20 protein-coding genes are annotated in these 25,120 nt (G+C 68.5%); 5 read left to right on the forward strand and 15 right to left on the reverse strand.

Translation table 11 applies throughout. The annotated features are described in order from the left end of the window. Positions 1–106 precede the first annotated feature (106 nt). The 12 genes from LEL84_RS13935 to LEL84_RS13990 all read right to left on the reverse strand — a co-directional run bounded on the left by LEL84_RS13935 (position 107) and on the right by LEL84_RS13990 (position 14,036). Positions 107–1,447, reverse strand: a complete 1,341-nt coding sequence (locus LEL84_RS13935; protein WP_226511941.1) for a carboxylesterase family protein — start codon at positions 1,445–1,447, stop codon at positions 107–109. Continuing rightward, on the reverse strand, positions 1,444–3,585 hold the full coding sequence (locus LEL84_RS13940; protein WP_159371999.1) for a heavy metal translocating P-type ATPase: 2,142 nt from the start codon (positions 3,583–3,585) through the stop codon (positions 1,444–1,446). The genes LEL84_RS13935 and LEL84_RS13940 overlap by 4 nt, the downstream gene beginning before the upstream one ends. An 87-nt stretch (positions 3,586–3,672) precedes the next feature. Then, positions 3,673–3,960 carry a DUF1490 family protein gene (locus LEL84_RS13945; protein WP_058252919.1) on the reverse strand — a complete coding sequence of 96 codons (288 nt, stop codon included), beginning with the start codon at positions 3,958–3,960 and terminating at the stop codon, positions 3,673–3,675. A 571-nt stretch (positions 3,961–4,531) separates the two neighbouring features. Beyond that, the gene (locus tag LEL84_RS13950) at positions 4,532–5,104 is read right to left on the reverse strand and encodes an alpha/beta hydrolase (RefSeq protein WP_226511942.1); all 573 of its coding nucleotides are present in this window, start codon (positions 5,102–5,104) and stop codon (positions 4,532–4,534) included. A 34-nt stretch (positions 5,105–5,138) separates the two neighbouring features. Continuing rightward, positions 5,139–5,975 carry an alpha/beta fold hydrolase gene (locus LEL84_RS13955; RefSeq protein WP_226511943.1) on the reverse strand — a complete coding sequence of 279 codons (837 nt, stop codon included), beginning with the start codon at positions 5,973–5,975 and terminating at the stop codon, positions 5,139–5,141. Between the two features lie 155 nt (positions 5,976–6,130). Next, positions 6,131–8,848: a fumarate reductase/succinate dehydrogenase flavoprotein subunit gene (locus tag LEL84_RS13960; protein WP_226511944.1), complete on the reverse strand. Its 2,718-nt coding sequence runs from the start codon at positions 8,846–8,848 to the stop codon at positions 6,131–6,133. A 7-nt stretch (positions 8,849–8,855) separates the two neighbouring features. Next, a complete protein-coding gene (locus LEL84_RS13965) occupies positions 8,856–9,587 on the reverse strand; it encodes an ABC transporter ATP-binding protein (RefSeq protein WP_226514322.1) in 732 nt (243 codons plus the stop codon). A 68-nt stretch (positions 9,588–9,655) separates the two neighbouring features. After that, positions 9,656–10,513, reverse strand: a complete 858-nt coding sequence (locus LEL84_RS13970; RefSeq protein WP_226511945.1) for an ABC transporter permease — start codon at positions 10,511–10,513, stop codon at positions 9,656–9,658. After that, positions 10,510–11,949: an ABC transporter substrate-binding protein gene (locus LEL84_RS13975; RefSeq protein WP_226511946.1), complete on the reverse strand. Its 1,440-nt coding sequence runs from the start codon at positions 11,947–11,949 to the stop codon at positions 10,510–10,512. Before LEL84_RS13975 ends, LEL84_RS13970 begins: the two co-directional genes overlap by 4 nt. 83 nt (positions 11,950–12,032) lie before the next feature. After that, on the reverse strand, positions 12,033–12,260 hold the full coding sequence (locus LEL84_RS13980) for a ferredoxin family protein (protein ID WP_226511947.1): 228 nt from the start codon (positions 12,258–12,260) through the stop codon (positions 12,033–12,035). After that, the gene (locus LEL84_RS13985; RefSeq protein ID WP_319005278.1) at positions 12,257–12,949 is read right to left on the reverse strand and encodes a GntR family transcriptional regulator; all 693 of its coding nucleotides are present in this window, start codon (positions 12,947–12,949) and stop codon (positions 12,257–12,259) included. The genes LEL84_RS13980 and LEL84_RS13985 overlap by 4 nt, the downstream gene beginning before the upstream one ends. 247 nt (positions 12,950–13,196) lie before the next feature. Then, positions 13,197–14,036, reverse strand: coding sequence for an alpha/beta fold hydrolase (locus LEL84_RS13990; RefSeq protein WP_226511949.1), 840 nt, complete (start codon positions 14,034–14,036; stop codon positions 13,197–13,199). Positions 14,037–14,210: 174 nt separating this feature from the next. Here LEL84_RS13990 and ilvD point away from each other — a divergent pair, with 174 nt between their 5' ends. Further along, positions 14,211–15,926, forward strand: coding sequence for a dihydroxy-acid dehydratase (gene ilvD / locus LEL84_RS13995; RefSeq protein WP_065631105.1), 1,716 nt, complete (start codon positions 14,211–14,213; stop codon positions 15,924–15,926). 130 nt (positions 15,927–16,056) lie between these two features. Further along, a complete protein-coding gene (locus LEL84_RS14000) occupies positions 16,057–16,323 on the forward strand; it encodes a lipopolysaccharide assembly protein LapA domain-containing protein (RefSeq protein WP_137810943.1) in 267 nt (88 codons plus the stop codon). 37 nt (positions 16,324–16,360) lie between these two features. Here the strand turns inward: LEL84_RS14000 and LEL84_RS14005 are convergent, their stop codons facing one another. From LEL84_RS14005 to LEL84_RS14015, 3 genes are all read right to left on the reverse strand, one after another. Beyond that, complete coding sequence (locus LEL84_RS14005) at positions 16,361–17,650, reverse strand: esterase/lipase family protein (protein WP_226511950.1); 1,290 nt, start codon at positions 17,648–17,650, stop codon at positions 16,361–16,363. A gap of 112 nt (positions 17,651–17,762) precedes the next feature. Then, positions 17,763–18,410 (reverse strand): class I SAM-dependent methyltransferase, encoded by a 648-nt coding sequence (locus LEL84_RS14010; protein WP_226511951.1) that lies wholly within the window; start codon positions 18,408–18,410, stop codon positions 17,763–17,765. Positions 18,411–18,494: 84 nt separating this feature from the next. Next, entirely contained in the window at positions 18,495–19,658 is a 1,164-nt protein-coding gene (locus LEL84_RS14015; RefSeq protein WP_226511952.1) for a MalY/PatB family protein, read from the reverse strand. Positions 19,659–19,752: 94 nt separating this feature from the next. Between LEL84_RS14015 and LEL84_RS14020 the strand changes: the two genes are divergently transcribed. The 3 genes from LEL84_RS14020 to LEL84_RS14030 all read left to right on the forward strand — a co-directional run bounded on the left by LEL84_RS14020 (position 19,753) and on the right by LEL84_RS14030 (position 24,959). After that, entirely contained in the window at positions 19,753–20,544 is a 792-nt protein-coding gene (locus LEL84_RS14020; RefSeq protein WP_226511953.1) for an LLM class F420-dependent oxidoreductase, read from the forward strand. A gap of 93 nt (positions 20,545–20,637) precedes the next feature. Next, positions 20,638–22,680 carry a TPM domain-containing protein gene (locus LEL84_RS14025; protein ID WP_226511954.1) on the forward strand — a complete coding sequence of 681 codons (2,043 nt, stop codon included), beginning with the start codon at positions 20,638–20,640 and terminating at the stop codon, positions 22,678–22,680. 185 nt (positions 22,681–22,865) lie between these two features. Continuing rightward, a complete protein-coding gene (locus tag LEL84_RS14030) occupies positions 22,866–24,959 on the forward strand; it encodes a PhoX family protein (protein WP_226511955.1) in 2,094 nt (697 codons plus the stop codon). Positions 24,960–25,120 lie beyond the last annotated feature (161 nt).

Genomic DNA, 25,120 nt, shown 5'->3' on the forward strand with positions numbered 1-25,120 from the left:
GCGCTTCCACCGCCGGGCGTCGACGGCTTCGCGCGATTCGGCTGCAGACGCCCAATCCGTGGTGAGACCGCGGGTACAGTCGCATTCGCGCTACGCGATGCCGCGGTCAACGGAAGCGGATCAGGCCTGGCTCATCATCCGGCGCGGTCCATCCGTCTCGCGCGAAGTCCGCCCAGATCCGTCGCAACGTGCGGCCGTCCTCGGCAGCCCGATCGGCGTCGTGTCCGGCCAGGATCGGGGCACCGGCCCAGATCTCCGGGGTCCCGAACAGCAACGGGATGTCGACGGTGTGCACGGCGTGCAGCGGGTGATCTGCTGCGCCCCAGTCGATGACGTATTGCGCGGCCTTGCCGCCGGCGTGTCGGTGGCGTCGGGCGAAGCGGTCGGCCGCCGACGTGTAGATGGCACGGGTGAGTTGCTGGACAAGGCATTCGTACAGGCGGTTGCCGACCAACGGAACCGCGGGGAGCGACGACACCCCGTCGATCGCCGCGGTGAAGAACGCGGCCTCGCGGCTGCACCAGCCGATGAGGACCTCGACGTCCCGCGCTCGACTCTCCCAGACCGCGTCCACCTCGTCCTCGGGTGGCAGCGGATGGTGGCCGTACTGGGGACCGAAGGACATGAACGCCGGAAGTCCATGTTGCAGAATCGCTTTGAGTCCCATCATCGACTCCTGGACGGCCAGGACCTCGTCGACGGTCGCCGACGCCGACACCTGGTGCGACGCAGCGAACATGTCCGCATGCAACCGCTCGCGACGTCGGGTGATGCCGAGGGGCGCACTCTGGATGATGGCGCGGCGGAACAGGCCCGTCACGCCGTCGGCCGCCATCAATTGTGCAACCGCGTCGCCGCCGGCTGATTCGCCGAAGACGGTGACGGCGTTGGGATCGCCGCCGAAGGACGCGATGTTCCGCTGAACCCAGCGCAGCGCTTCGATCATGTCGAGCAGGCCCAGGTTCGCCGGCCGGTTGATGCCGTCGCCGAGGAACCCGAACAATCCCAGTCGGTAGGTCACTGACACGACGACCACCCGCTGTTCGGCGACCAGCGCCGCCGGATCGTGGCAGGGCGCGTCGGCGGCGCCGATGATGTACGACCCGCCGTGAATCCAGACCATCACCGGGAGAGCCTCGTCGGGTCGACGGTCGACCGGCACCGTGACCGACACGTACTGGGCGTGCTCGTCGCCGACCATCTCGCCCAGCGCGGCATCGCCGAAGGTGTCGTGGACGATCCCCTCGCCGTTGCGCTGAGGACAGGCGGGCGACCACGAGGTCGCATCGATCGGCTCGTCGGCCGGCGGCTGCGGGGACGGAACCTCGAAGCGCGCCGCCTGCGCATAGCGGATCCCGGTGGCGCGCACGACCTGTCCGTCGGTGCGAGCGATGATCGTCCCGGCCGGACACTCGAAGGTCGCGGTCGTCGTGGGTACCTCGGTCATGCGCGGACTTCCTCCGCCGACGCCGACGGAGCCGGTTCGACCTGATACCGGATGAGCCGAGAACTGTTGAGCACCACGGCAACCGATGATGCGTTGTGCAGCACGGCGGCGAGGACCGGCGAGAGCGCACCGCCCGCGCCGATCACCAGCCCCAGGGCGTTGACGGCGATCGACATACCGTAGTTCTGTCGTATCACCTCGACGGTGTGCGAACCCAGATCGCGGATGTCGAGCAGCTTGCGCAGGTCGTCCCCGGCTAGCGCGACGTCCGCGGTCTCGACCGCGACATCCGTTCCGGCCAACCCCATCGCGATGCCGATGTCCGCGGCGGCCAACGCGGGGGCGTCGTTCACACCGTCACCCACCACCGCGACCACGTGGCCGAGGGCCTGCAGCTCACGAACCACCGCGAGCTTGTCGTCAGGGGTGACCTCGGCGGCCCACCGCTCGATGCCGAGTTCGGCGGCGATGGTCGCCGCGGTGACCGGGTGATCGCCGGTGAGCATGGCGATCTCGGTGACCCCGTCGGCACGCAGCGCGTCGAGCACCTCACGCGCCTCGGGACGCAGCTCGTCGGACAGACTCACCAGACCGACGAGCGTGCCGTCGACGGCCAGCAGCAGCGGTGTCTCGCTCGCCTGCCGTAAGCGGTCCACCCAGCCGATGGCGTCGTCGGAGATCGCGACGCCGTGCCGGTCGAGGAGCGACGGATTACCCAGCAGGAGCACGCGCCCGTCTTCGGCGCGGGTGCGCATGCCGAGTCCGACGATGACCTCGCATTCCGCATGCGTCGGGATCTCGATGCGACGTTCCTCCGTGGACCGGATGACCGCTTCGGCGAGCGGATGACGCGAATGGATCTCGGAGCTGGCCGCGTAGGCGAGGATCTGTTCGGGCTGCCAGTCGTCGGAGAAGGACACGACGTTGGTCACGACCGGGCGCCCGACGGTCAGCGTGCCGGTCTTGTCGAACACCACCGCCGAGATCCGTCCCGAAGCCTCGAGGTGCGATCCGCCCTTGATGAGGATTCCGCGCCGCGCGCCGTTCCCGATGGCGCCGCTGATCGCGGTCGGGGTGGACAGCCCCACCGCACACGGGCACGCGATCAGCAGCATCGTCATCGCACGACGGAGATCGCGCGTCACCAGCAGCGTCAGCGCCGACAACGCGAACGACGCGGGTACGAACCGCCGGGAGAAGTTCTCCCCGACCGTCTGGATGGGAGCGCGGTCGCGCTGGGCCTCCTCGACCCGGCCGATGATCCGACCGATCGAGGTGTCGTCGCCGACCGCGTGGGCCTCGATGACGATCCGGCCGGTGAGTACCACCGAGCCGGCCTGCACGCGGTCGCCGACGTGCTTGGTCACCGGGAGGTTCTCGCCGGTCAGCGCGGACTGGTCGACCACCGCCTCCCCGTCGACGACCACCCCGTCGACCGCCACCGCGACCTGCTCGTGCACGATCACCGCGTCCCCGACGTGGAGCGCGTCGATGGCCACCTGCACCTCGGTGCCGTCGGCGAGGCGGACCCACGCCGTGTCCTGGGTGCCGCGGAGGAGGTCGGCGATGGCGCGGCGGGTGCGTCGCAGGGTGAGGTCCTGGAGGAACTCACCGATGTTGAGCAACCACAACACGGTCAGCGCGACCACGTTCTCGCGCAGCAGCAAACTCGCAATCGTGGCAGCGGAGACCAGTGCGTCGGTGCCGGCCCGGCCGCCACGCAGCGAGCGGAGCGCGCCGCGGAGGAACGGGTAGCCGGAGAAGATGGTGACACCGGTGGCGACGGTGCGCGAGGCCGGACCGAGCAGCGGCGGACGGCGGAACCCGTAGCGCCGGAAACCCAGCAGGACCAGGGCTCCCGCGCCGATGCCCATCCGCAACAGGTCGGCATTGGTGACGTCGGCCGAATGCGGTGCGCGGTCAGGAAGATTCGCGGGGTCGGCGTGAGTGGCCGCCGCGATCGCATGATCGATGGCATCCCGGTCGGTGTCCGCCCGGAACCACACGACGACCGAGGCGGTGCGCGGATAGGCGTGCACGGCGCGCACACCCGTCACCCTGGCGACGCTCTCCTCGATGGCCACGGCACGGCGGTCGGCGACAGTGCGATCGGTGACCCGCAGCCACGGAACCGTCATACGCACCCGGCCCGCCGCCGACGACCGGACGACGATCTCGGTCGGTGGCAGCTCGGGAGAGTACGTCGGCGCGGACGTGCTCACGATTCAGTGATCGTGGTCGTGGTCGTGAGCCACCGCTGTTCCCGGCGGTGTCGACTCCTCGCCCAGCCGTTCCTTCGCCTCGGCGACGATGTCGGCGGTGTTGAGCCGCACCGACTCCGCGACCTCCTCGGCCTTGCGGGTTCCACGGATACCCCACGTGGTCGCCACGACGGCTCCCTCACGCAGCGGGGCGCGTCGGGCGACGGTGCGTACGGCGTCGTAGGCGACGGCTCCGACGAAGCCGGTGGCGACCGTCGCGCCGGCCTTGGCGAGCAGTGCATGAAGTGCCATGTGGGGTCCTCGCTATCCGATGTGCTTGCACACGTGGTGACAGGACACCACGCTACAGGCGCACCGCGACCCACATGGTGTGGCCGCGGGTGCGGTTGTCGGACATGCGGACTCGCTAATGTGAGTGGCACCGTTCGGGCGCCCTTCGAACTCGGTCGCCGGACCCTTCGTGACGCGCCCTCCGCAAGCTCCGAGCGCTCCTCAGGGAGCGGGACTGCCGCGCCCTCCGCAAGCTCCGAGCGCTCCTCAGGGAGCAGGACTGCCGCGCCCTCCGCAAGCTCCGAGCGCTCCTCAGGGAGCGGGGATGGCGTTTATGTTCACGCCGGCAACGCTCCCCGCGCGGAGTGCTCCTCCGCCCACCGGAGCGCGTGGTCGGCGACCTTCTCCCACCCCGCTCACCGCAGGTCCAGTGCGACCGCCCGGGGAACTCGTAATACTCGGTCAGCGCCTTGGACCGGCGGTACTTCTTCGCGTTCGACTTGTTCACCGCGGGCGGCATGATGTGGTCGGCCCCGCCGGCGATGAACAGCAGCGGTGCACGGTCGTCGCGCCGGTAATCCACCCAGGTCTCCTAATGTCCCGGGGTGAGGTTTGCGAACACGCCGTACTTCCAGACCCACGATCCGGGCGCGGCGATCGCGTACCGGTCGTACACCGCGCGCGAGTCGTCGTCGTTCAGGGTGTTGGTGAAGGCGTAGTGCCACTCCTTCGGTGTGAAACCGGCCGCCTTGTGGCGGTTCGAGAAGCGCTTGAGGATCGGGAACAACGACTTCACCTGCGAAAGCGGCTGCGTCCGAACGCCTTCGGTCGGCGCGGAGTTGATGGCCACCGCAGCCGCACCGAGCCCGCGGTCGACCAGCAACTGCGTGAGCACGCCACCGAAGGAATGCCCCATGATGATCGGCGGCGACGGCAGCGCGCGGATGATCCCGGCAAGGTGGTCGACCGTCGCGGGCACCGTGAGATCCGCGATCACGTCGGAGTTCTCCCTCAGGGACTCGACTTCCACCTCGAAGCCGGGGTAGGCCGGGGCGATGACCCGATACCCCTTGTCTTGGTAGTAGGTGATCCAGTCTTCCCAGGACCGGGGCGTCACCCACAAGCCGTGGACGAGGACGATGGTGTCGGGCGGCGGTGTGGTCATGTGCAGTCTCCGATTGTCAGGGCCCGGCGTGGGCTCAGGGGGCGGTGTAGGTGTCGAGGAAGGCGAGCAGATCGTCGTCGAGCTCGCCCTTGTGCGTGTCGGTGATCCCGTGAGGTGCACCGGGGTAGACCTTCAGCTCGGCGCCGTCGACCAGTTCGGCGGACGCCTTGCCGCCCACCTCGAACGGCACCACCTGGTCGTCGTCGCCGTGGATGACGAGGGTGGGGACGTCCACGCGTGCGAGGTCGCTCCGGAAGTCGGTGGCCGAGAACGCGGCGATGCTCTCGTAGGCGTTGTGTGCGCCCGCCTGCAGGCCCTGTCGCCAGAAGGCATCACGCATGCCCTGCGACGGACTCTGGCCGTCTCGGTTGTTGCCGAAGAAGGGCCCGTCGGCGAGATCGCGATAGGCCTGCGAGCGATCGGCGGTGGATGCCGACCGGATGCCGTCGAACACCTCGATCGGGACCCCACCGGGGTTGTCGTCGGTCTGGAGCATGAACGGGGGCACCGCGGAGACCAGCACCAGTTGCGCCACGCGATCGGTACCGTGCCGCCCGATGTAACGGGTGACCTCACCGCCACCGGTGGAGAACCCGACGAGCGTGAGCTCCTGCAGATCGAGATGCCGGATCAGTTCCGCGAGATCGTCGGCATACGTGTTCATCTCGTTGCCCGACCACGTCTGCGACGAGCGGCCGTGTCCGCGACGGTCGTGCGCGATCGCCCGATACCCGTTCTGCGCCAGAAAGAGCTGTTGAGACTCCCAACTGTCGGCGTTGAGCGGCCACCCGTGGCTGAGCACGACCGGACGTCCGGCACCCCAGTCCTTGTAATAGATCTCGGTTCCGTCGAGCGTGGTGACGTACGGCATGGGTCCTCCGGGATCCTCCGGTGTCGATGTGGGATCACCGTAGGAGGAAACCCGTCAGCCGATCGTGTCGAGACTGCACGGTTCTGTGCTGTCCGTGACGCGGACCGGTTGTGGAGGCGGTCGTGGCTCGGCGCCTCGTGCCCCCGCAACGTTTCTCAGTGTGGGGCGAGCGAGCTCCGCAGACTCCGCCGGACCGCGGCCCGGACGTCGGCGTCCGGGTCGTCGGCGGCCCCTTCGAGAATCCGCCGGACCACCGGATCGTCACTCCACTCCGCGAGGGTGAGTGCGGCAGCACGCCGGACGTCGTTGTGGACATCCGCGATGGTCTTTTCCAGCGCCGAGACCGTCGTTTCGTCTCGTGCGATCGCGAGCCCCCGCGCCGCGCCGACGCGCACCTGCCATGCGGTCTCCCGTAACGCACGGACGAGGACCGGGCCGTCGACAGCGCCGTCACCCACGACCGCCATCGCGGAGAACGCCGCGGCCCGGACGAGGGGATCTCGGTCGGCCGCCAGTGTCCGCACGGCTTCCACACCACCGCCCCCGACCGTCGCCAGTCCGTCGGCCACCGCGATCCGGACCTCACGGTCGGGATCCGTTGCCAGGCCGGCGATCAGCTCGGACTCGTCCCGAGACACCAGCGCGCGGATGGCCTCGATCCGGACGCGGTGGTCGGAATCCTCTGTGGCGGAGGCGAACAGGTCCACCCGATCAGCGCGCACGGCGCGCAACAGGTCGACGACGGTCGCACGCACGACCGGGTCCGGGGACTCGGCGTGATTGGCGAGCGCCGACACGAACTCCGCGGTCGGGTCGATGATCTCGACGAGTTCCCGCAGCCCCTGCGTCGCCGCTCCGCGGACCGGTGCCACAGCGTCGGCCAGCGCTCCGACCACGGCCATCTCGAACCCGTCCGGGGTGTTCTCGGTCAGCACCGCGATCGCGGTTCGGCGGACCGTCGGATCCGGGTCTGCCAGATAATCGGCGAGATCGGCGGCGTGGGTCACCGAGGTTCCGAGCAGTTCGACGATCCTCGGTGACGCCGTTGCCGTGGACTCGTCCTTCCTCGTGGTCTCACGCACCGGGCTCTCGACACCGCGGTATCCCGGGCCCGTCGACACGACCGGTTGTTCGATCGCGATCACCGTGCGGTCGGCCGGCGGGATGTGGTCCAGCCCCTCGACATCGACCAGGAAGGGTTCGACCGGCCGACCGAGGAACTCCATCGTGCCGTCGGCGGCCTTGCGGACGTTCAGGTGGTAGCCCCACTCGTCGTCCCGGCGCTCGGGGAGATCGGCACGCTCGTGATAGAGACCCCACCGACTCTCGGTGCGTGTCAACGAACTACGGGCCGCCAGTTCGGCGCAGTCGCGGATGAACGACACCTCCGCACACCGCATCAGTTCGTGCGGGGTCCGCCCGCCCATCTGCTCGATCTCCGAGCGCATGCGCTCGAAGGTCTCGATGGCGATGGCGAGCTTGTTCGACGTCTTCGGCGGCGCCACATAGTCGTTGACGAATCGGCGCAGCTTGTACTCCACCTGTGGCTGGGGCGGGCCGTCGGGGTGGGTCAGCGGTCGGTAGATCAGCTCGTGGGCGGCACGCAGCTGGTCCATCGGCAGTTCGGTAGGCGCGGCCAGGTCGCGGGCGGAGTCGCTGGCGTGCTGACCGGTGAGCTCGCCATAGACGAATGCGCCGATCATGTAGTTGTGCGGCACGCACGCGAGGTCGCCGGCCGCATACAGGCCGTCGACGGTGGTGCGTCCGTGCTCGTCGACCCAGACGCCGGACGCGGAATGTCCACTGCACAGACCGATCTCGGAGATGTGCATCTCGATGTCGTGGGTCCGGTAGTCGTGTCCGCGGTTGCTGTGGAACGTTCCCCGCGTGGGTCGTTCGGTGGTGTGCAGGATCGACTCGAGCGAATCCAGCGTCTCGTCGGGAAGGTGACTGACCTTGAGATAGATCGGGCCGCGCGCCGACTCGATCTCGGACTTCACCTCCGCCATCATGTCGCCCGACCAATAGTCGGAATCGACGAACCGCTCGCCGTCGGCGTTCACCTGGTACCCGCCGAACGGGTTCGCCACATACGCACACGCCGGGCCGTTGTAGTCCTTGATCAGCGGGTTGATCTGGAAGCACTCGATGCCGCTGAGCTCCGCGCCCGCGTGGTAGGCCATCGAGTAACCGTCGCCGGCGTTCGTCGGGTTCTCATAGGTGCCGTAGAGGTACCCGGAGGCGGGCAGGCCCAGGCGACCGCAGGGCCCGGTGGCGAGAATGACCGTCTTGGCCCCGATCTCGACGAACTCGCCTGTGCGCGTGTGCAACGCGGCCGCACCCACCGCGCGCCCGCCCGCGGTCAGGACCCGCACGGGCATCAAGCGGTTCTCGATCGTGATCTTCTCGCGCATGTCCCGCTTGCGCAGGACGCGGTACAGCGCCTTCTTCACGTCCTTGCCCTCGGGCATGGGCAGGACGTACGACCCCGACCGGTGCACCCGGCGGACCGCGTACTCGCCGTACTCGTCCTTCTCGAACTTCACGCCGTAGCGTTCCAGACGGCCGATCATCGCGAAGCCACGAGTCGCCGTCTGATACACCGTCTTCTGGTTCACGATGCCGTCGTTGGCCCGAGTGATCTCCGCGACGTAATCCTCGGGGGTGGCCTTGCCGGGGATGACCGCGTTGTTCACGCCGTCCATCCCCATGGCGAGGGCCCCGGAGTGGCGAACATGCGCCTTGTCGAGCAGCAGGACCGACGCGCCGTTCTCGGCGGCGGTGAGGGCGGCCATCGTCCCGGCGGTCCCGCCGCCGATGACCAGCACGTCACAGTCGAGCCGACTCCGGTCGGTGATGTCTGGGATATCCACTGCCGGTTCACTTCTCCAATGCATCGAGGATGGTGCGGCGCAGCCGCCGGGTGGCGTCGTCCCCGCGGCGATCCGGGTCGCGAGGGTGCGGGACGTCGACGGTGGCGCGGACGGTCTCGCCCGCACGGCCCAGGACGACGACCCGGTCGCCCAACAGCAGCGCCTCGTCGACGTCGTGGGTCACGAAGACCACGGTCGACGGATGCGCCGAGAGGGTCTGCAGCAGCAATCGCTGCATGGCGGTCCGTGTCTGCGCGTCGAGCGCCCCGAAGGGTTCGTCCATCAGAACCGCTCTCGGCGACCCGGCGAGTCCACGGGCGAGCTGCACGCGCTGACGCATGCCGCCGGACAACGACTTCGGCAGGTGGTCGGCGAAGCCGTCCAGACCGATCTCGATGATCCACTGCTCGGCCTGATCCCGGCGGTGTCGCCGCGGGACGCCGCGCAATGTCAACGCCAGCAGGATGTTCCCGCGTACCGTCCGCCATGGGTGCAGCGCATCGTCCTGGAACACCATGGCCCGATCCCGAGACGTGGTGCCAACCGGGTCGCCGTCTGCCAGGATTCGACCGCCGCGGACCGGCAGGAGACCCGCGACGGCGCGGAGGATCGTGGACTTCCCGCACCCGGATGGTCCCGTCAGGACGACGATCTCGCCGGCGCCGACGACGAGGTCGAATCCGTCGATCACCGTCGAGTCCTCGTAACCGATCCGGATGTCCTCGAGATCGAGCCGCATCGCGGCGACCGAGTCCGCCGTCAATGCCGTTGTCGTGGGGGCCATCGTCGCTCCTGCCGTCGTCGGGGTCATCGTTGCTCCTGTCCTCGCGGCAGCCAGCGGGTGACCCGCCGTCCGATCACCTCGATCAGCCCCGACGTCAGTGCGCCGAGCACGCCGATGGTCAGCATGCCGACGAACACCTGCGGGTAGTCGACCACCGTGTACGCCTGCCACGTCCGGTATCCGACCCCGAGCCGGCCGGAGATCATCTCGGCGGAGATGAGGCAGATCCAGGCGACGCCGACCCCGACCGACAGCCCGCTGAACACACCCGGCGCGATGCCGGGCAGGATCACCCGGAGGACGACGTCTCGACGGGTGCCGCCCATCGTCCGCACCGAGTCCTCCCAGATCGTGGGCAGCGCCCGGACGGCATGGCGGGTCGCAACGAGGATGGGGAAGAACGCCGCGGCGAAGGTGATGAAGACCATGCCGGCCTCGTCGGTCGGCAACACCAGGATCGCGACCGGTACCAGGGCGATCGCCGGGATCGGACGGAGCACCTCGGTGAGGGTGCCGACCGTGAGTCGCGCTGTCCCGGAGCGGCCGAGGGCGATTCCCACCGGGATGCCGACGCAGACCGCCAGCGCGAATCCCGTACCGATCCGGATCAGCGACTGGCCGAGATCCAGGTAGTACTGCTCGGTTCCGAGAGCTGCCCAGAACGCCTGGCCGACGTCGGTGAGCGAGGGAATGGTGTCGAACCTGGCCCACAGAACCACGTCGTGCGTGGTCAGCAGCTGCCAGACGACACCGGCCACCATCAGGACCAGTATCCGGACTCCCCAGTGCCAGTATCGGTTCGACCCGTCCGGGGTCCGGGCCGGCACCGAATCGGTGGCCGTGTCGTCGACGGCGACCGATCCGATCGTCGCGGTGGTCATGACACGACTCCGGCAAGTGCCTGCTCGTACGTCACGTCGACGGCACCGGGATGCGTCGCGCGGTACTGTCGCGCGCTGTCGGTCGTGGTGAACGCGACGTACCGGTCACCCTCCCGCAGCCACACCGCCTTGTCGGCGAACCAGCGGGTCCCGAGCTGCGGGTCCGAGATGTAGGCGGCCCGGACTTCCTGCCCTTGTCGTCGAGCCTGTGCGACCCCGCGCAGCAAGCAGGTCGGATCAGCGGCGGGCTGGGTCCGCTCCTGTCCGCGCAACCAGATCTCACCGGCGGTCGCCGGGTCGACCGCGACCCCGCAGACCGGGTCGTCACCACGAGTGACGGAAGCATTGCCGCTGCGGCTCAGGGCTTCCGAGTAGTCGACGCCGGCCGCGGCGAAGGTCTCCTGCAGCGGCCCCGGATCGACGAAGGTGTCCAGGTCGATCTCGTGGGGGAAGCTGCCGATGGACTTCAGGTAGGGGACGTCGTTGCGCAGCGCCTCGACGAGGCCCGACTTGATGGCCGGATTGAAGTCCGTTCCGCCCGGGCCGTTGTAGAGGTAGACGACCTCGGCCGGGAGACCGCTGTTCTCCGCGACGAGTTCGGCGGCGGCGAGCGGGTCGCGGGTCAGGGACTCGGTCGAATCGAGCTGCGCGCGCAGGAAGGCCTGGACCACGTCCGGGTTCTCCTGCGCGTAGGCAGATCTCGCGACGACGCCGTGCAGGGTCGGAACCCCGAGCTGGGCTCCGTCATAGAGCAACCGAGCCTTGTCCTGGAAGACCAGGAGTCCGGGCCAGGCCACGAACTGGGCCAGGGCATCCGCCTTGCCCGACTCGAGCGCCGACGCGCCCACCTGCGGCTGTTGGTTCTGCACCTGCACCCCGGTGGTGGGGTCGATCCCAACGCGGTCGAGGGCCTGCACGAGCGTCCCGTGACCGGCCGATCCGACGCTGGCCGAGATTGACTTCCCGCGTAGATCGGCGATCGTCGTGGCCGGTGAATTCTGCGGGACCACAACCATGTTCAGCGAACCCCGCGGGCTGGATCCCGTGACCGACAGCATCTCGGTGCGGGTCTTCTCCTCGGCACCGGCACGGGATCCGTTGATCAGCAACGGATAGTCACCCATCGACCCGCGGTCGATCTTGCCCGCGATCATCCCGGTCGTGATCGGCGCGCCGGTGTCGAAGTCCTGCCACTCGACCGTGTACTCCTGGCCGGTCCGCTCGGTGACCTCGGCGAGCCGCTTCTCGAACTGACCTTCCGCGCGTAGCAGGGTCCCGGCGGTCACCGTGTTGATCGTCTTCGACTGATAACCGACGACGACCCGGATGGCGTCGGTGTCACCGGTGTCCTCCAGCGAGCAGGCGGCACTGCCGAGGGCGACGGCGAGCGTGACGGTGATCGCCGCCAGTTGTCGGGATCGGAGACGTGTTCTCATCGGACGTCCTTTGGGCTGGGACCATGGGCATGGGTGATCGCCGCCGGTTGCGTTGCAGTACCGGCGTTGTGGGGCAGAAGATTTCAGCGGAGCAGATAGGGCATGTTGACGGTGACCGCACCCGTCGGGCATCGGACCGCGCACGGCCCGCAGTACCAACACTCGTCGACATGCATGAAGGCCTTGCTCGATTCCGGGTTGATCGCCAGCGAGTCGAGAGGACAGACCTCGACGCAGAGGGTGCAGCCCTCGATGCACAGCGATTCGTCGATGGTGACCGGCACGTCGACCCGGTTGTTGACCTGACTCATGAGCCGGCCGCCTCGCGTCGGGCGGTGCTCCGCAGACAGACTCGGTCACTGCGCATCCGGATGTACTCGAGATCGACGGGGCGGCTCTCGTGCGCGAGATGGGTCAGTCGTTCGAGCAGCAGCAGCGAGGTACCCGAACCGATCTCGAGATGCGCCGCCGAATGCGGGTCGGCGTCGACGGCCTCCACCGTCATCGTCGCGTGTCCGAGGGGGCCGTCGGCGATCTGCTCGAGAAGCGTGAACACGTCGTTGTTCTCGAGGTCGTGCTCGAGCAGGGGGATGCCGAGGTCCGGCACGAGATACGTGATGTCCAGGCTGATCGGCTCGTCGTCGAGGTAGCGCAGCCGTTCGATGTAGACGGCCTGCGCGTCGGCGAGTTGCAGCCGTCTCGCGACGGCGCGGGGGGCATCGACGAGGGTGGCGATCTTGACCGTGTTGCGCACCTCGCCGTGCATGCGGAATGCCTCTTTCAGTCCCTGCAGTGCATCGAGTCCATGATCGAGTTTGCGAGCCACGACATGGGTGCCGACCCGGGGCGCGCGCTCGATCAGTCGTTCCTCGGTGAGGATCGCGAGTGCATCGCGGATGGTGTTGCGGGAGACGTTGAAGTCGGCGATGAGGGTGCGTTCGTCGAGCGAATCGGCGAGGTCGCCGTCGTGGATCTGTCGCCGGAGCACGTCGGCGACCATACGGGCGTTGTCCGCCCGGAGCCGTCCGGCCGCTGTGGTCCTGAGCTGCATGAATGGCACGATAACGCGATCGGGCCGACCCCGGAATGCCTGTGGGCGGCGCTGCTCGCGGCCCGGGGCGAATGCGCCACCGGCGGTACGCCGTGACCTGCGGCCCGTGCTCGGCCGCAGGTCATTGCGCCACCCTCGTCGGCCTCGGTCCGATTAGAATCACCGCGCTCACAATGCGGGGACGGACACCCGGGGGTCAGCGCGGTTGCGTCGCGTCGACCGCTCGGAGCACCATCCGCGAGACCGCGTCGGGGCGAGAGACCAGTGAGGCGTGCGAGGCGTTGACCTCCGCGGTGCGCCCGGGTGCGGCTCGTCCGGCCAGGAATCGCTGCAGCGCCGGTGGGATCACCCGATCCTGCTGCGAGACGAGGTACCAGCTGGGCACCCGTGCCCACGACGGCGGTCCGGACGGTTCCAGGTTGGCGCGGAGCGCGGCGGATTTCTGGTGGGCGAACATGTCGGCGGCGACCGCGGGCGACACGTCCTGCGCGAAGATCTCCCGGAAGTACGGGCGCGCGATGTAACCGTCGACGTTGCGTCCGGCCACGCCGGTCGGGTCGTTCTCGACCACCGTCAGCTGCAGGGCCGGCGGAAGGAGCCGGCTACCGGGATAGGTGATCGGGTTCAGCAGCCCCTGGACGAACTCGCCCGTGGTCGGCGCGAAGGCGGCGATGTAGACGTTGGCACGGACGTCGGGGTCCTGGGTGTTGGTGATGACGAAGCCGCCGTAGGAGTGACCGACGAGGACGATCGGTCCGTCGATCGTCGCCAGCTTCTTCTCGAGCTGCTCGGAGTCGTAGGCCGGGGACCGGAGCGGATTGTCGAAGGTCTGGACCGCCAGTCCCCTGCTGCGCAGATCCTGCGCGACGTCGCGCCAGCCCGACGAATCCGCGAACGCCCCGTGCACCAGGACGACGGTCGGGGCCGACGGCTGGGCGTGGGCGGGGACCACCGACAGGCCGACGGCCGCGGCCATCAGCGTCGAGACGAGTACTGCCCGTCCGGCCAGTTTCCGGAGCGCGATTCTGGGGTTCATACCGACGGCCTTTCCAGGGGAGAACGGGGTCAAGCTGGACCTTAACCACTCCGGCGGGCACCGATCTGGTCACGAGCGCACGGTTCTGTGCTGTCCGCGCACGATCTGGTGACGCCGTCGACGGGCATCGGGTGTTCCGACCACTCGCCGGCGATGACCACTACTCTTGCCCTCATGACCAAGCGAACCGAACCGGACGCCGAGATCGACATCAAACCGCGTAGTCGCGACGTCACGGACGGCTTGGAGAAGACCGCGGCCCGCGGCATGCTCCGCGCGGTGGGCATGGGCGACGACGACTGGGTGAAACCGCAGATCGGCGTCGGGTCGTCGTGGAACGAGATCACGCCCTGCAACCTGTCGCTCGACCGGCTGGCCAAGGCGGTCAAAGAAGGTGTGCACGAGGGCGGCGGGTATCCGCTCGAGTTCGGCACCATCTCGGTCTCCGACGGCATCTCGATGGGTCACGAGGGCATGCACTTCTCGCTGGTGTCCCGTGAGGTGATCGCCGACAGCGTCGAAACCGTCATGAGCGCCGAGCGGTTGGACGGTTCGGTCCTGCTGGCCGGTTGTGACAAGTCCCTGCCCGGCATGCTGATGGCCGCGGCCCGGCTCGACCTCGCGTCGGTGTTCCTCTACGCCGGGTCGACGCTGCCCGGATACGCGACGCTGTCCGACGGCAAAGAGCGTCAGGTGACCATCATCGACGCCTTCGAGGCGGTCGGCGCGTGCTCGCGGGGACTGATGAGCCGGGAGGACGTCGACACCATCGAGCGCGCGATCTGCCCGGGTGAGGGTGCGTGCGGCGGCATGTACACCGCCAACACGATGGCCAGCGCGGCCGAGGCACTCGGGATGTCGATCCCGGGCAGTGCCGCGCCCCCGGCCCCGGACAAGCGCCGCGACCAGTTCGCCCGCCAGAGCGGGGTCGCCGTCGTCGAGATGCTGCGCCGCGGTATCACCGCGCGCGACATCATGACCCGCGAGGCCTTCGAGAACGCGATCGCCGTGGTGATGGCGTTCGGCGGCTCGACCAATGCCGTGCTCCACCTCCTCGCCATCGCCAACGAGGCCGAGGTCGAACTGTCGCTCGACGACTTCATCAGCGTCGGCAGCCGGGTTCCGCACCTCGCCGACGTCAAGCCGTTCGGCCGGCACGTGATGACCGACGTCGATCGCATCGGCGGTGTGCCGGTGGTGATGAAGGCGCTCCTCGACGCGGGCCTCCTGCACGGCGACTGCCTGACGGTGACCGGATCGACGGTCGCCGAGAACTTGGCGCACATCGCGCCGCCGGACCCGGACGGCCAGGTCCTGCGGGCCACGAAGTCGCCCATCCATCCCACCGGCGGCATCACCATCCTCAAGGGATCGCTGGCCCCCGAGGGCGCCGTGGTGAAGTCCGCCGGCTTCGACTCCGACGTCTTCGAGGGAACGGCACGGGTTTTCGACCGCGAACGCGCCGCGATGGACGCACTCGAGGACGGCACGATCACTGCCGGGGACGTCGTCGTCATCCGGTACGAAGGCCCGAAGGGCGGACCGGGCATGCGGGAGATGCTCGCGATCACCGGCGCCATCAAGGGCGCGGGTCTCGGCAAGGACGTGCTGTTGATGACCGACGGCCGATTCTCCGGCGGCACCACCGGTCTGTGCGTGGGTCACATCGCGCCGGAGGCCGTCGACGGCGGACCGATCGCACTGGTCCGCGACGGCGACCGCATTCGGCTCGACGTCGGCCGCGGTCTCCTCGATCTCCTCGTCGACGACGACGAACTCGCTTCGCGTGCACAGGAGTTCACTCCCCTCCCGCCGCGGTACACGCGCGGCGTGCTGGCGAAGTACTCCAAGCTCGTCACGTCCGCGTCACAAGGGGCGGTCTGCCGGTAGAGCGCTGTACCGGTCCCGCTGGACCCCTTGAACCCCGGTGCCGGCTCAGGTTGCGGTTTGTCCCGGATTGCGGGACGAATCGCAACCGGATCTCCGGTGACCGCCGTCGAATGCGCCTACAGTCTCTGGCATGGCCAAAGACCGTGGCACCCCGAAACCCGCGACCGGGAAATCGTCCGCGCTGTCGAAGGTGTCTTTGCCGCAATGGATTGCGCTCGGACTGACCGTTCTCGCGGTGGTCTTCATCGTGCAGAACCGGACCACGGTGCGCATCGACCTGTTCTGGGTGAGTGTCGAATCTCCGCTGTGGTTCATCCTGGCCGTGGTCTTTCTCGTCGGCTGGGTCGTCGGCGTACTCGCCGCGCGCGGACGTTACCGGCAGCGCCGTCCGCACTGAACCGAACGCCGCCGCGCCGACGAATCCGCGAGCCCCCTCACGACGACCGACCGGACGGCAAGGCCTTTCGCGGGGTGAGGTGACCGAGCAGCCAGTCGTAGATCGCGTCGCTGTTCAGCAGGGTGAAATGGTGCGCGTTGCCGATGTGGAACCCCTCCTGGAACTTCAGCCCGCGACGCTGCCGCGTGTGCTGCCCGCGCCCACTCGGCGCGAGCACCAGGCCGTCACCCAGCAGACGCCCGACCGGGTGGTCGGGGTCGCGGGTGATCGTCGCGGTGACGAAGAGATGGCGAGCGCCCGCCAGCAGCGGCACGTCGGCGCCGGGCGGCTGTGACCACGCGTCCGGGTCGTGACCTATCCAGTCGTCATCGGTCAGGCTGCCGTGGAACAGGTCTCGCACCCCGGCACTCCGACGACGCAACAATGAGCCGATCGGGCGGGTGACCGGCGTCCGGTTCAGCGCATTCGTGGCCAGGTGGACACCGCGAGCGAGTGGAGCCCCGAGGTGCGGCGTGCCGAGGCACACCGTCTCCGACACCAGGCCCGTCCAGTAGTCGCCGCGCTGATCGGCTGCGTGGCAAGCACTTCGGACAACCAACCCACCCATCGAATGCCCGATGAGGGTCAGTCGTGTCACCGGCGTCGGCCAGAGCAGGACGAGTGCGTCGAGAAGGTCGGCGAGGGCGCGGCCGTTCTCGCTGATGTGGCGACCGGTGTTGTAACGGACCTGGACCTCGGTGGCGCCGATGTCGTGGGTCAGCCGCTCGCCGTAGGTCGGTTGCCGGGCGCCGGGAGCGGAGCGAGCGGGCCCAGTCTGCTTCGGTCTGAGCGACCACGCGAACTCCGACTCCATCAGGCCGTGCAGGAACACGACGACGTGTCCACCCGCGTCGGGGAAGCCATCGCGGAGCGACTCGACGTCGAGGGAGACCGGCCGGCCGTCGACGCGGATCGACATGTCGGCCGTGAGGGGCGAGTCCGCGGTGTCCAGTTCATCGCCGATGAGACCGTTGAGGATGCCGAGGAGCACCGCGCCTCGAGGGGTGTGCGAGGGCGCGCGGCCCTCCGACCAGGGCACATGGTCCGCAGCCGACCGGCCGGCGTCGAGGGCAGCGGTGATCGAGTTGTACGTCCCCTCGCTGACGGCGTCATGCACCATCCGCGCGGTGTCGACGGAACTCCCCAGGACAGGCCGGAGCATCCGGAAGACGCCCCCGGCGATGACGCGGTGCATCGCTTCGACGCCGCGCGTGGCAGCGCCGGCCTCGTACAGCCCGAGATCGGTGAGCGCCCGCAGCTCGGACTCACGCGTGGTCGTGGCGGTCATGCCCCGAGTGTACAGATGTGCACTCAATTGCGGACCGTCCGATCACAATCGCCGGGCAACGCAGATCCGATTGCGTTTTGTCCCGGCTACCGGGACAAAACGCAAGGGGATCTCAGGCGGCCAGTCTCCGCGCCCGGAACACCACGTCGTGGGTGTGGTGACCTCCTCCTGCGGCCCGTCCACGTGCCCGCGTCTCGTCGGTGACGATTTCCCAACCGTCGCCGAGCAGTCCCGCGAAATCAGCGGGTTGGACGTAGGCATCAGGGTCGAAGCCATGTGCACGCACACCCTCGGGGGCGTGTGCCACGACGAGCAGGGACCCGCCGGGGCCGACGGCTTCGACCAGCCGCCGCGCGGCGTCCAAACCCTCCTTCGGGATCGGAAAGTAGTGCAGCGTCACGAGGTCGACGCCGGCCGCCGGGACGTCATCGGCGATCACGTCTGCACGCAACCACGTGATCGACGGCCGCGGGTCGATCTCACGGGCCCGATCCACCGCGACCTGCGAGATGTCGAGGGCCGTGACCTGCCATCCGCGATCGGCGAGCCATCGGGCGTCGGCACCCTCACCCGACCCGACGTCGAGCGCGGTGCCCGGTTCGATGTCCGACACCTCGGCGACGAGCGCGGGGTTGACGTCGGAGGTCCACAGACGGTCCGCGCTGCGGTACCGCTCGTCCCACCCTTCGGCGGTTCCCGGATCGTTGCTCCCCCGGGACTCGGTCGCGGCCTCGGGGCGATGGCTGTTCTCGGTGGTCATGCCTTCGACTGTGGCACGCACCGTCGTGAGCGGCAAGGACGGTTGCCGATCCGGCAAGAAGTGATGGTGGAGGGAGACCCCGGGTCAGTGCACCACGCCCGCGATCCGCCGGATGGCCTCGGTGAGCACGTCGGCGGAGCAAGCGATGTTGAGTCGAACGAAACCGGCACCCGGATTCCCGAAGGCGTGTCCGTAATGCAGGGCGACGCGGGCTTTGTCGAGAATGACGAGCCCGGGGTCGTCGCCCAGCCCGGTCTCGCGGAAGTCGAGCCAGGCGAGATACGACGCCTCCGGCCGCGTGTACCGCACCGTCGGAAGATACTGCGCGAGCAGCAGTTCGAGGAGATCGAAGCTCTCCCCGATGACCTCGAGGGTGGCGTCGAGCCACTCATCACCGTGCGCCAATGCCGCTTCGGTCGCAGCGCGGCCCAGAATGCTCGTGCGATAGCGCACCTCGTCGGGTTGCCGCGCGATCAGAGCCCGGCCCCGATCCGACGCGACAACCGTGAGCGCGCACTTGGCACCGGCGAGATTGAAGGCCTTGCTCGCCGAATGTGCGGCCACGCCGACGTCACGCGCCGTGTCGCTCACCGCGAGGAACGGGACGAACTCCACGCCGGGGTGGACGAGCGGCGCATGGATCTCGTCACTGACAACGGTCGCGCCGTGTGCCGCGGCCAAGTCGGCCAGTCGTGCGAGGTCGGTGGCGTCGTGGACGAGACCGAGCGGATTGTGCGGGTGACACAGTAAAACCGCCCGGGCGCCAGCGGCGAGGGCGCGTTCGATGCCCGCCAGATCCATCCGCCAGGCCGTCGACGACGACCCGCGTTCTTCGAGAAGGGGCACCTCGACGACGCGACCTCCGGCCTCCGGGATGAGTTCGAAGAACGGCGGATAGACCGGGGGCATCAGCACGACACCGTCGCCAGGACTGATCGCGACGCGCAGACTCTCGACGATGACGACGCTCACGTCGGTCGTCGAGCTGACGTCAGCCGGATCCACCCGCCACCCCCACCGACGGTCGGCGAACCCGGCGAAGGCCTCCCCTGCCGAGCCCGAGGTCGCCGCGTAACCGATGTCGGACGCACGTACTCGGTCGATGATGGCGTCGGCGACCACCGGTGCGAGCGGATAGTCCATCTCCGCGATGAACAGCGGTAGTACGTCGTCGGGGTGCGTGCTCCACTTCGCGCTCGTACGACGGCGTAGTTCGTCGAGCGGCGGTGCGACCGGTCTGATGCTCACCGCTACTTCGTACCGCCGATGCCAACGTGGCACCACCAGTGCGCGGCCACCATGTCCGTCGACGATTCCGCCGTCAGCGGGCAGACTGGTCGGCATGGCCTTCCCCATTCGCATCGGTGTCCAGATCCAGCCCCAGCACGCACCCGAGTACTCGCTGATCCGTGAGGCGGTCCGCCGCGCCGAGGACACGGGCGTCGACATCGCGTTCAACTGGGATCACTTCTATCCGCTCTACGGCACCCCCGAGGGCGAGCACTTCGAGTGCTGGACGATGCTCGGCGCCTGGGCCGAGCAGACCTCCCGGGTGGAGATCGGCGCGCTCGTGACCTGCAACTCGTACCGGAATCCGGAGTTGCTCGCCGACATGGCCCGCACCGTCGACCACATCAGCAACGGCCGTCTGATCCTGGGCGTCGGAGCCGGCTGGTTCCAGAAGGACTACGACGAGTACGGCTACGACTTCGGCACCGTCGGTTCCCGGTTGAACGATTTCGGTGCCGCCCTCCCGCGGATCAAATCGCGGCTGGCGAAGCTCAATCCGGCTCCCACCCGCGACATCCCGATCCTCATCGGCGGCAGCGGCGAGAAGAAGACGCTGCGCTACATCGCCGAGCACGGCGACGTCTGGCACGGCTTCAACGACGTCGAGCAGTACCGGCACAAGTCCAAGGTGCTGGCCGAGCACTGCGCCGCCGTGGGTCGAGACCCCGAGACCATCGAGCGGTCGTCGGGCGTGCAGTTCGACGGGGACACCGACGCGCTGCTGCGCGATGCCGATGCACTCGCCGACGAGGGCGTCACGCTGCTGACCGTCGGCGTCACCGGCCCCGACTACGACCTCACCGCACTCGAGGCGCTGTGCCGGTGGCGCGACTCGCGGAACTGACCGCGTAGCACCCGGGCGCACCCGCGCCCGGGTGCCGACACTCCCCCGAAGGCGTCGACGACACCGCACGCCCGCACGGCTAGGTTTGTGATCATGCATCGAGTGCCGGCACTTCGGGAACTGCTGACACGCGCGGCTTCGGCGGTCGCGCTGACGGGACTGCTGGGCGTCCTCATGGCCCTGGCGTCCCCCGGCGCGGCGTCGGCGGAGCCGCCCACCCGGCTGCCGAACTACGTCGTCGACTCCGCCGATGCGATCTCCCCGGCACAGCGCACCGAGCTCGAGACGGCGATCGACTCGCTCTACAACGCCCACGCGGTCCAGATGTGGATCGTGTACGTCCGCGATTTCGACGGTCTGACCAGCGCGGAATGGGCGAATCGGACCGCCGCCGCCAGCGAGCTGGGTGATCATGACGCCCTGCTCGCCGTCGCCACCGAGGACCGGGCGTACCGGTTCTTCGCACCGGACAGCGTGGGCGGCCTCGATCAATCGACACTCGAAGAAGTCGCGAACGACGACGTCGTCCCGCAATTGCGCGACGAGAACTGGGCAGGAGCGGGCCTGGCGGCGGTCAACGGACTGTCCGGCGCACTCGATCCGAACCACACCGGCCTGATCGCAGCCGGCGTCGTCGGCGGCGCGGCCATCCTCGGCGGCGGCGGCGCGTACCTCTACTCCCGGCGCCGCAGGCAGCGTCGTATCGACGACAGCGTCGAGACCCTGCGCGAGCAGGAACTGACGGTCGACCAGTTGGCCGCGCAACCCGTCGAGGTGCTCGACCCGTGGTCGCGTGAGGTGCTCACGGACCTCGACAACGCCATCCGTACCAGCAAGGAAGAGCTGCAGTTGGCGGTCGGTGAGTTCGGTGAGGTCGAGACAGCCCCGTTCACCGACACCGTGCGAGCGGCCGAGCAGGCGCTCGGACGGGCGTTCGCGCTGCGCCAGCGTCTCGATGACAACGTTCCCGAGACCGACGACGAACGACGCTCGATGCTCGTCCAGATCATCACCACCTGCACCGAGATCGACAGCACACTGGACGACCACGTCGAGAACTTCGACGCGATGCGCAACCTCCTCATCAATGCGGACTCGCGATTCGACGCCATCACCCAGCAACTCATCGGCCTTCGCGCCCGTCTGGAGACGGCGTCGCAGCAGCTGACCGAGCTCATCGGCAAGCACGGCGAGGCCACGTTGACCTCCATCCTCGACAACGTCGATCTCGCCCGAGCCCAGATCGACTTCGCCGAGGCGACCGCGGATCAGGGGCGCGCCGCCATCGCCGCACCGGTGGGTCAGCAGGGACCGGCCGTCGCTGCGCTCCGCTCGGCCGAGGGATCGATCGAGCAGGCGACCACGCTGCTCGACGCCATCGATCATGCAGACGCGAACATCGCCATCGCCCGCTCGCGGATGCCGGCGCTCATCGCCGAGGTGGACGACGAACTGGCCGAGGCCAACGCCCTGGCACAGACCGGCGGGACCTCGCTGGTGACCGCGATCGAGGTCGCGAGCGCCGCGGTCGCGAATGCCCGCAGCAACTTCGACGCCGATCCGCTGGGTACCTTCACGGCGCTCGTCGACGCCGATGCCGATCTCGACGACGCACTCGCCGCGGCGCGGGACGCCGCCGCCGAGCGCATCCGTCGAGCACAGGTCCTCACCGCGGCACTCGAATCGGCGGAGGCCAAGGTGACAGCGGCCGCCGACTTCATCGGCACCCGGCGGGGGGCCGTGCAGTCCACGGCACGGACCCGACTGGCGGAAGCGCAGCGGCTTCTGCAGTCCGCGACGGACGCCGCTGCCACCGATGCACCGGTGGCGACCGCGACCGCACGTCGCGCCGGTTCCCTGGCCGACCAGGCGCTCATGGCCGCTCAGACCGACGTCGTCGACTGGCAGTCGCAACAGCGACATCCGGGCGGCTCGTCCACCGCCGGTGCGGTCCTCGGCGGAATCCTCGTCGACAGTTTCCTGCGCGGCACCGTCGCGGGACGCGGGGGCGGCTTCGGTGGCGGCGGCTTCGGCGGCGGTTTCGGTGGGGGCGGCTTCGGGAGCGGCGGACGCAGCCCCGGTTCCTTCGGCGGCTCCGGGTCGTCGGGCCGGATCGGAACCGGCGGGCGGTTCTAGGCCCCGGCGCCGGAAGCGCAGCGAGCGGGCCGAATCAGCACGGCCGCGTGATGTTCCACGTGGAACCAACAGGGGTGTTGGGCTGCCGTTAACGCTCGGGTAGCCATCGGTTCGTTTCATCCTCCTAACGTGCTCCTCGTCGTGCGCCGGCCCCGTGGCGCGACCATGTTCTCAGAGGAGCCCGTGTGCGTATTCCGTTGCAGCTGTTCATGTCCACCGGTGAGGATGCCGGACGTTCGTCCCGCGCCTACGTGACCTGCCGCTACAAGTGCGGCGACGCGTGCCGCCACGATCCCGGGAACACCAGTGACAACAACTACTTCCGGGATGTCGTCCGCACCGCGGTCTCGCGTCGAAGCGTTCTCAAGACCTCGGCCGGTGCAGCGGTGGCCGTCGGTGCGACCTCACTTCTCGCGGCGTGCGGTGATTCCGGGTCGTCGGAGTCGGCCTCGTCGTCGAGCGGTGCGGCATCCGGAGATGCGATGCCGGGCATGAACTTCGCCGCCGTCGCGCCGAACACCGAGGATGCCGTGGTGATCCCGGACGGGTATCGCCAGGAGGTGGTGATCAGGTGGGGCGACCCGATCCTGCCCGGCGCTCCCGAGTTCGACTTCGCCAATCAGACGCCCGAGGCGCAGGCCGGGCAGTTCGGCTTCAACAACGACTTCGCCGGCCTGATCCCGGTCGACGGCGTCGCCGATCACCACTACCTGGTCGCCAACCTGGAGTATCCGACCGAGCCCTTCATGTTCGCCGGCTACAAGGAAGGCGAACCCACCGAGCAGCAGGCCCGCATCGCCATGGCGTCGGTCGGCATCGCGGTCGTCGAGGTCGCCGCGCAATCCGGCAGCGGAGCTCTCAAAACCGTTGTGGGCCCTCGGAACCGACGTCTGACTGCCTCGAGCCCGTTCCGCCTCACCGGCCCGGCCGCGGGTAGCGAGTTCGTCAAGACGGCCGCGGACCCGGCGGGCACCACTGTCCTGGGCACCTTCGCCAACTGTTCCGGAGGTCTCACCCCGTGGGGCACGATGCTCTCCGGGGAGGAGAACTTCAACAACTACTTCGCGAACCCGAGCGCCGTCACCGACGCCAAGGCCAAGGAGCGGCTCGAGCGCTACTCCTTCGAGGACGACGGCGACGAGCATCACTGGGGACGGTTCGACAAGCGCTTCGACCTGGCCGTCGAGCCGAACGAGGGGAATCGCTTCGGTTACATCGTCGAGGTGGATCCGCACGACCCGAATTCTGTTCCGGTGAAGCACAGTTCGATGGGCCGGTTCAAGCACGAATCGGCGAACATCTACGTGGTCGGGAGCGGGCCGGACAAGGACACCGTCGTCGCCTACAGCGGTGACGACGAGAGGTTCGAGTACATCTACAAGTTCGTCTCCAGCCGCAAGATGAAGTCCGGCCTGTCGAAGACGGCCCGCGACCACAACATGGGCATCCTCGACGAAGGCACGCTCTACGTCGCCACCTTCACCGGGGACTCCCCCGACCCGGTGGACGGCACCGGAACCCCGCCCGCCTCAGGGAAATTCGCCGGCAAGGGGTCCTGGAAGCCGCTGCTGACGGTCAATGCCGACGGTTCGGCACGCTCGTACATCCCCGGCATGTCCCCCGCCGAGGTCGCGGTGTTCACCCGGCAGGCCGCCGACACCGTCGGCGCGACCAAGATGGACCGACCCGAGGACATCGAACCGAATCCGAAGTCCGGCAAGGTCTACTGCGCGCTGACGAACAACGATGATCGCGGCACCGATGGAGAAGCGCCTGCCGATGCGGTGAACCCCCGCAACGAGAACAAGAACGGTCAGGTCCTCGAGATGACCGACGACCACACCGGCACCGAGTTCACCTGGGAACTCCTGCTGGTGTGCGGCGACCCGGCTGCTGCCGACACCTACTACGGCGGGTTCGACAAGACCAAGGTCAGTCCGATCTCCTGCCCCGACAACGTCGCGTTCGATCCCCATGGCAATCTGTGGATCTCCACGGACGGCAACGCACTCGACAGCAACGACGGGTTGTTCGCGGTCGCCCTGGACGGCGATCGACGCGGGGAGACCAAGCAGTTCCTGACCGTGCCCAAGGGTGGCGAGACCTGCGGCCCGATCATCGACACCAATCGTGTCCTGATCGCGGTTCAGCATCCCGGCGAACTCGACGACCACTCCGCGGACAACCCGGCGTCGCACTGGCCCGACGGCGGACAGTCCCAACCCCGGCCGTCCGTCGTCGCCGTATGGCGGGACAACGGGGGCGAGATCGGCGTCTGACCGCACCGCTTCATCCGAGCACCCTCGAGTCCCGGCCCTGCGGCCCGGCTCGGGGGTGTTCTGCATCTCCCACCAGGACTGTCCAGCGGTACCGCGCCGTTGAGCTGGATCTTTCATGGACCGCACCCCGATCGTGACAGTCGTCAAGGTTTTTCTTGACG

Origin of the sequence: Gordonia sp. WA4-43, assembly GCF_020520305.1 — a bacterium.
Lineage (GTDB): Bacteria > Actinomycetota > Actinomycetes > Mycobacteriales > Mycobacteriaceae > Gordonia > Gordonia hongkongensis.

Bases quoted from the DNA above. Each gene is read 5' to 3' on its own strand.
- LEL84_RS13935 (WP_226511941.1), bottom strand. From the start codon at position 1,447: ATGACCGAGGTACCCACGACGACCGCGACCTTCGAGTGTCCGGCCGGG.
- LEL84_RS13940 (WP_159371999.1), bottom strand. From the start codon at position 3,585: ATGACGGTTCCGTGGCTGCGGGTCACCGATCGCACTGTCGCCGACCGC.
- LEL84_RS13945 (WP_058252919.1), bottom strand. From the start codon at position 3,960: ATGGCACTTCATGCACTGCTCGCCAAGGCCGGCGCGACGGTCGCCACC.
- LEL84_RS13950 (WP_226511942.1), bottom strand. From the start codon at position 5,104: ATGACCACACCGCCGCCCGACACCATCGTCCTCGTCCACGGCTTGTGG.
- LEL84_RS13955 (WP_226511943.1), bottom strand. From the start codon at position 5,975: ATGCCGTACGTCACCACGCTCGACGGAACCGAGATCTATTACAAGGAC.
- LEL84_RS13965 (WP_226514322.1), bottom strand. From the start codon at position 9,587: ATGCGGCTCGATCTCGAGGACATCCGGATCGGTTACGAGGACTCGACG.
- LEL84_RS13970 (WP_226511945.1), bottom strand. From the start codon at position 10,513: ATGACCACCGCGACGATCGGATCGGTCGCCGTCGACGACACGGCCACC.
- LEL84_RS13975 (WP_226511946.1), bottom strand. From the start codon at position 11,949: ATGAGAACACGTCTCCGATCCCGACAACTGGCGGCGATCACCGTCACG.
- LEL84_RS13980 (WP_226511947.1), bottom strand. From the start codon at position 12,260: ATGAGTCAGGTCAACAACCGGGTCGACGTGCCGGTCACCATCGACGAA.
- LEL84_RS13985 (WP_319005278.1), bottom strand. From the start codon at position 12,949: ATGGTCGCCGACGTGCTCCGGCGACAGATCCACGACGGCGACCTCGCC.
- LEL84_RS13990 (WP_226511949.1), bottom strand. From the start codon at position 14,036: ATGAACCCCAGAATCGCGCTCCGGAAACTGGCCGGACGGGCAGTACTC.
- ilvD (WP_065631105.1), top strand. From the start codon at position 14,211: ATGACCAAGCGAACCGAACCGGACGCCGAGATCGACATCAAACCGCGT.
- LEL84_RS14000 (WP_137810943.1), top strand. From the start codon at position 16,057: ATGGCCAAAGACCGTGGCACCCCGAAACCCGCGACCGGGAAATCGTCC.
- LEL84_RS14005 (WP_226511950.1), bottom strand. From the start codon at position 17,650: ATGACCGCCACGACCACGCGTGAGTCCGAGCTGCGGGCGCTCACCGAT.
- LEL84_RS14010 (WP_226511951.1), bottom strand. From the start codon at position 18,410: ATGACCACCGAGAACAGCCATCGCCCCGAGGCCGCGACCGAGTCCCGG.
- LEL84_RS14020 (WP_226511953.1), top strand. From the start codon at position 19,753: ATGGCCTTCCCCATTCGCATCGGTGTCCAGATCCAGCCCCAGCACGCA.
- LEL84_RS14025 (WP_226511954.1), top strand. From the start codon at position 20,638: ATGCATCGAGTGCCGGCACTTCGGGAACTGCTGACACGCGCGGCTTCG.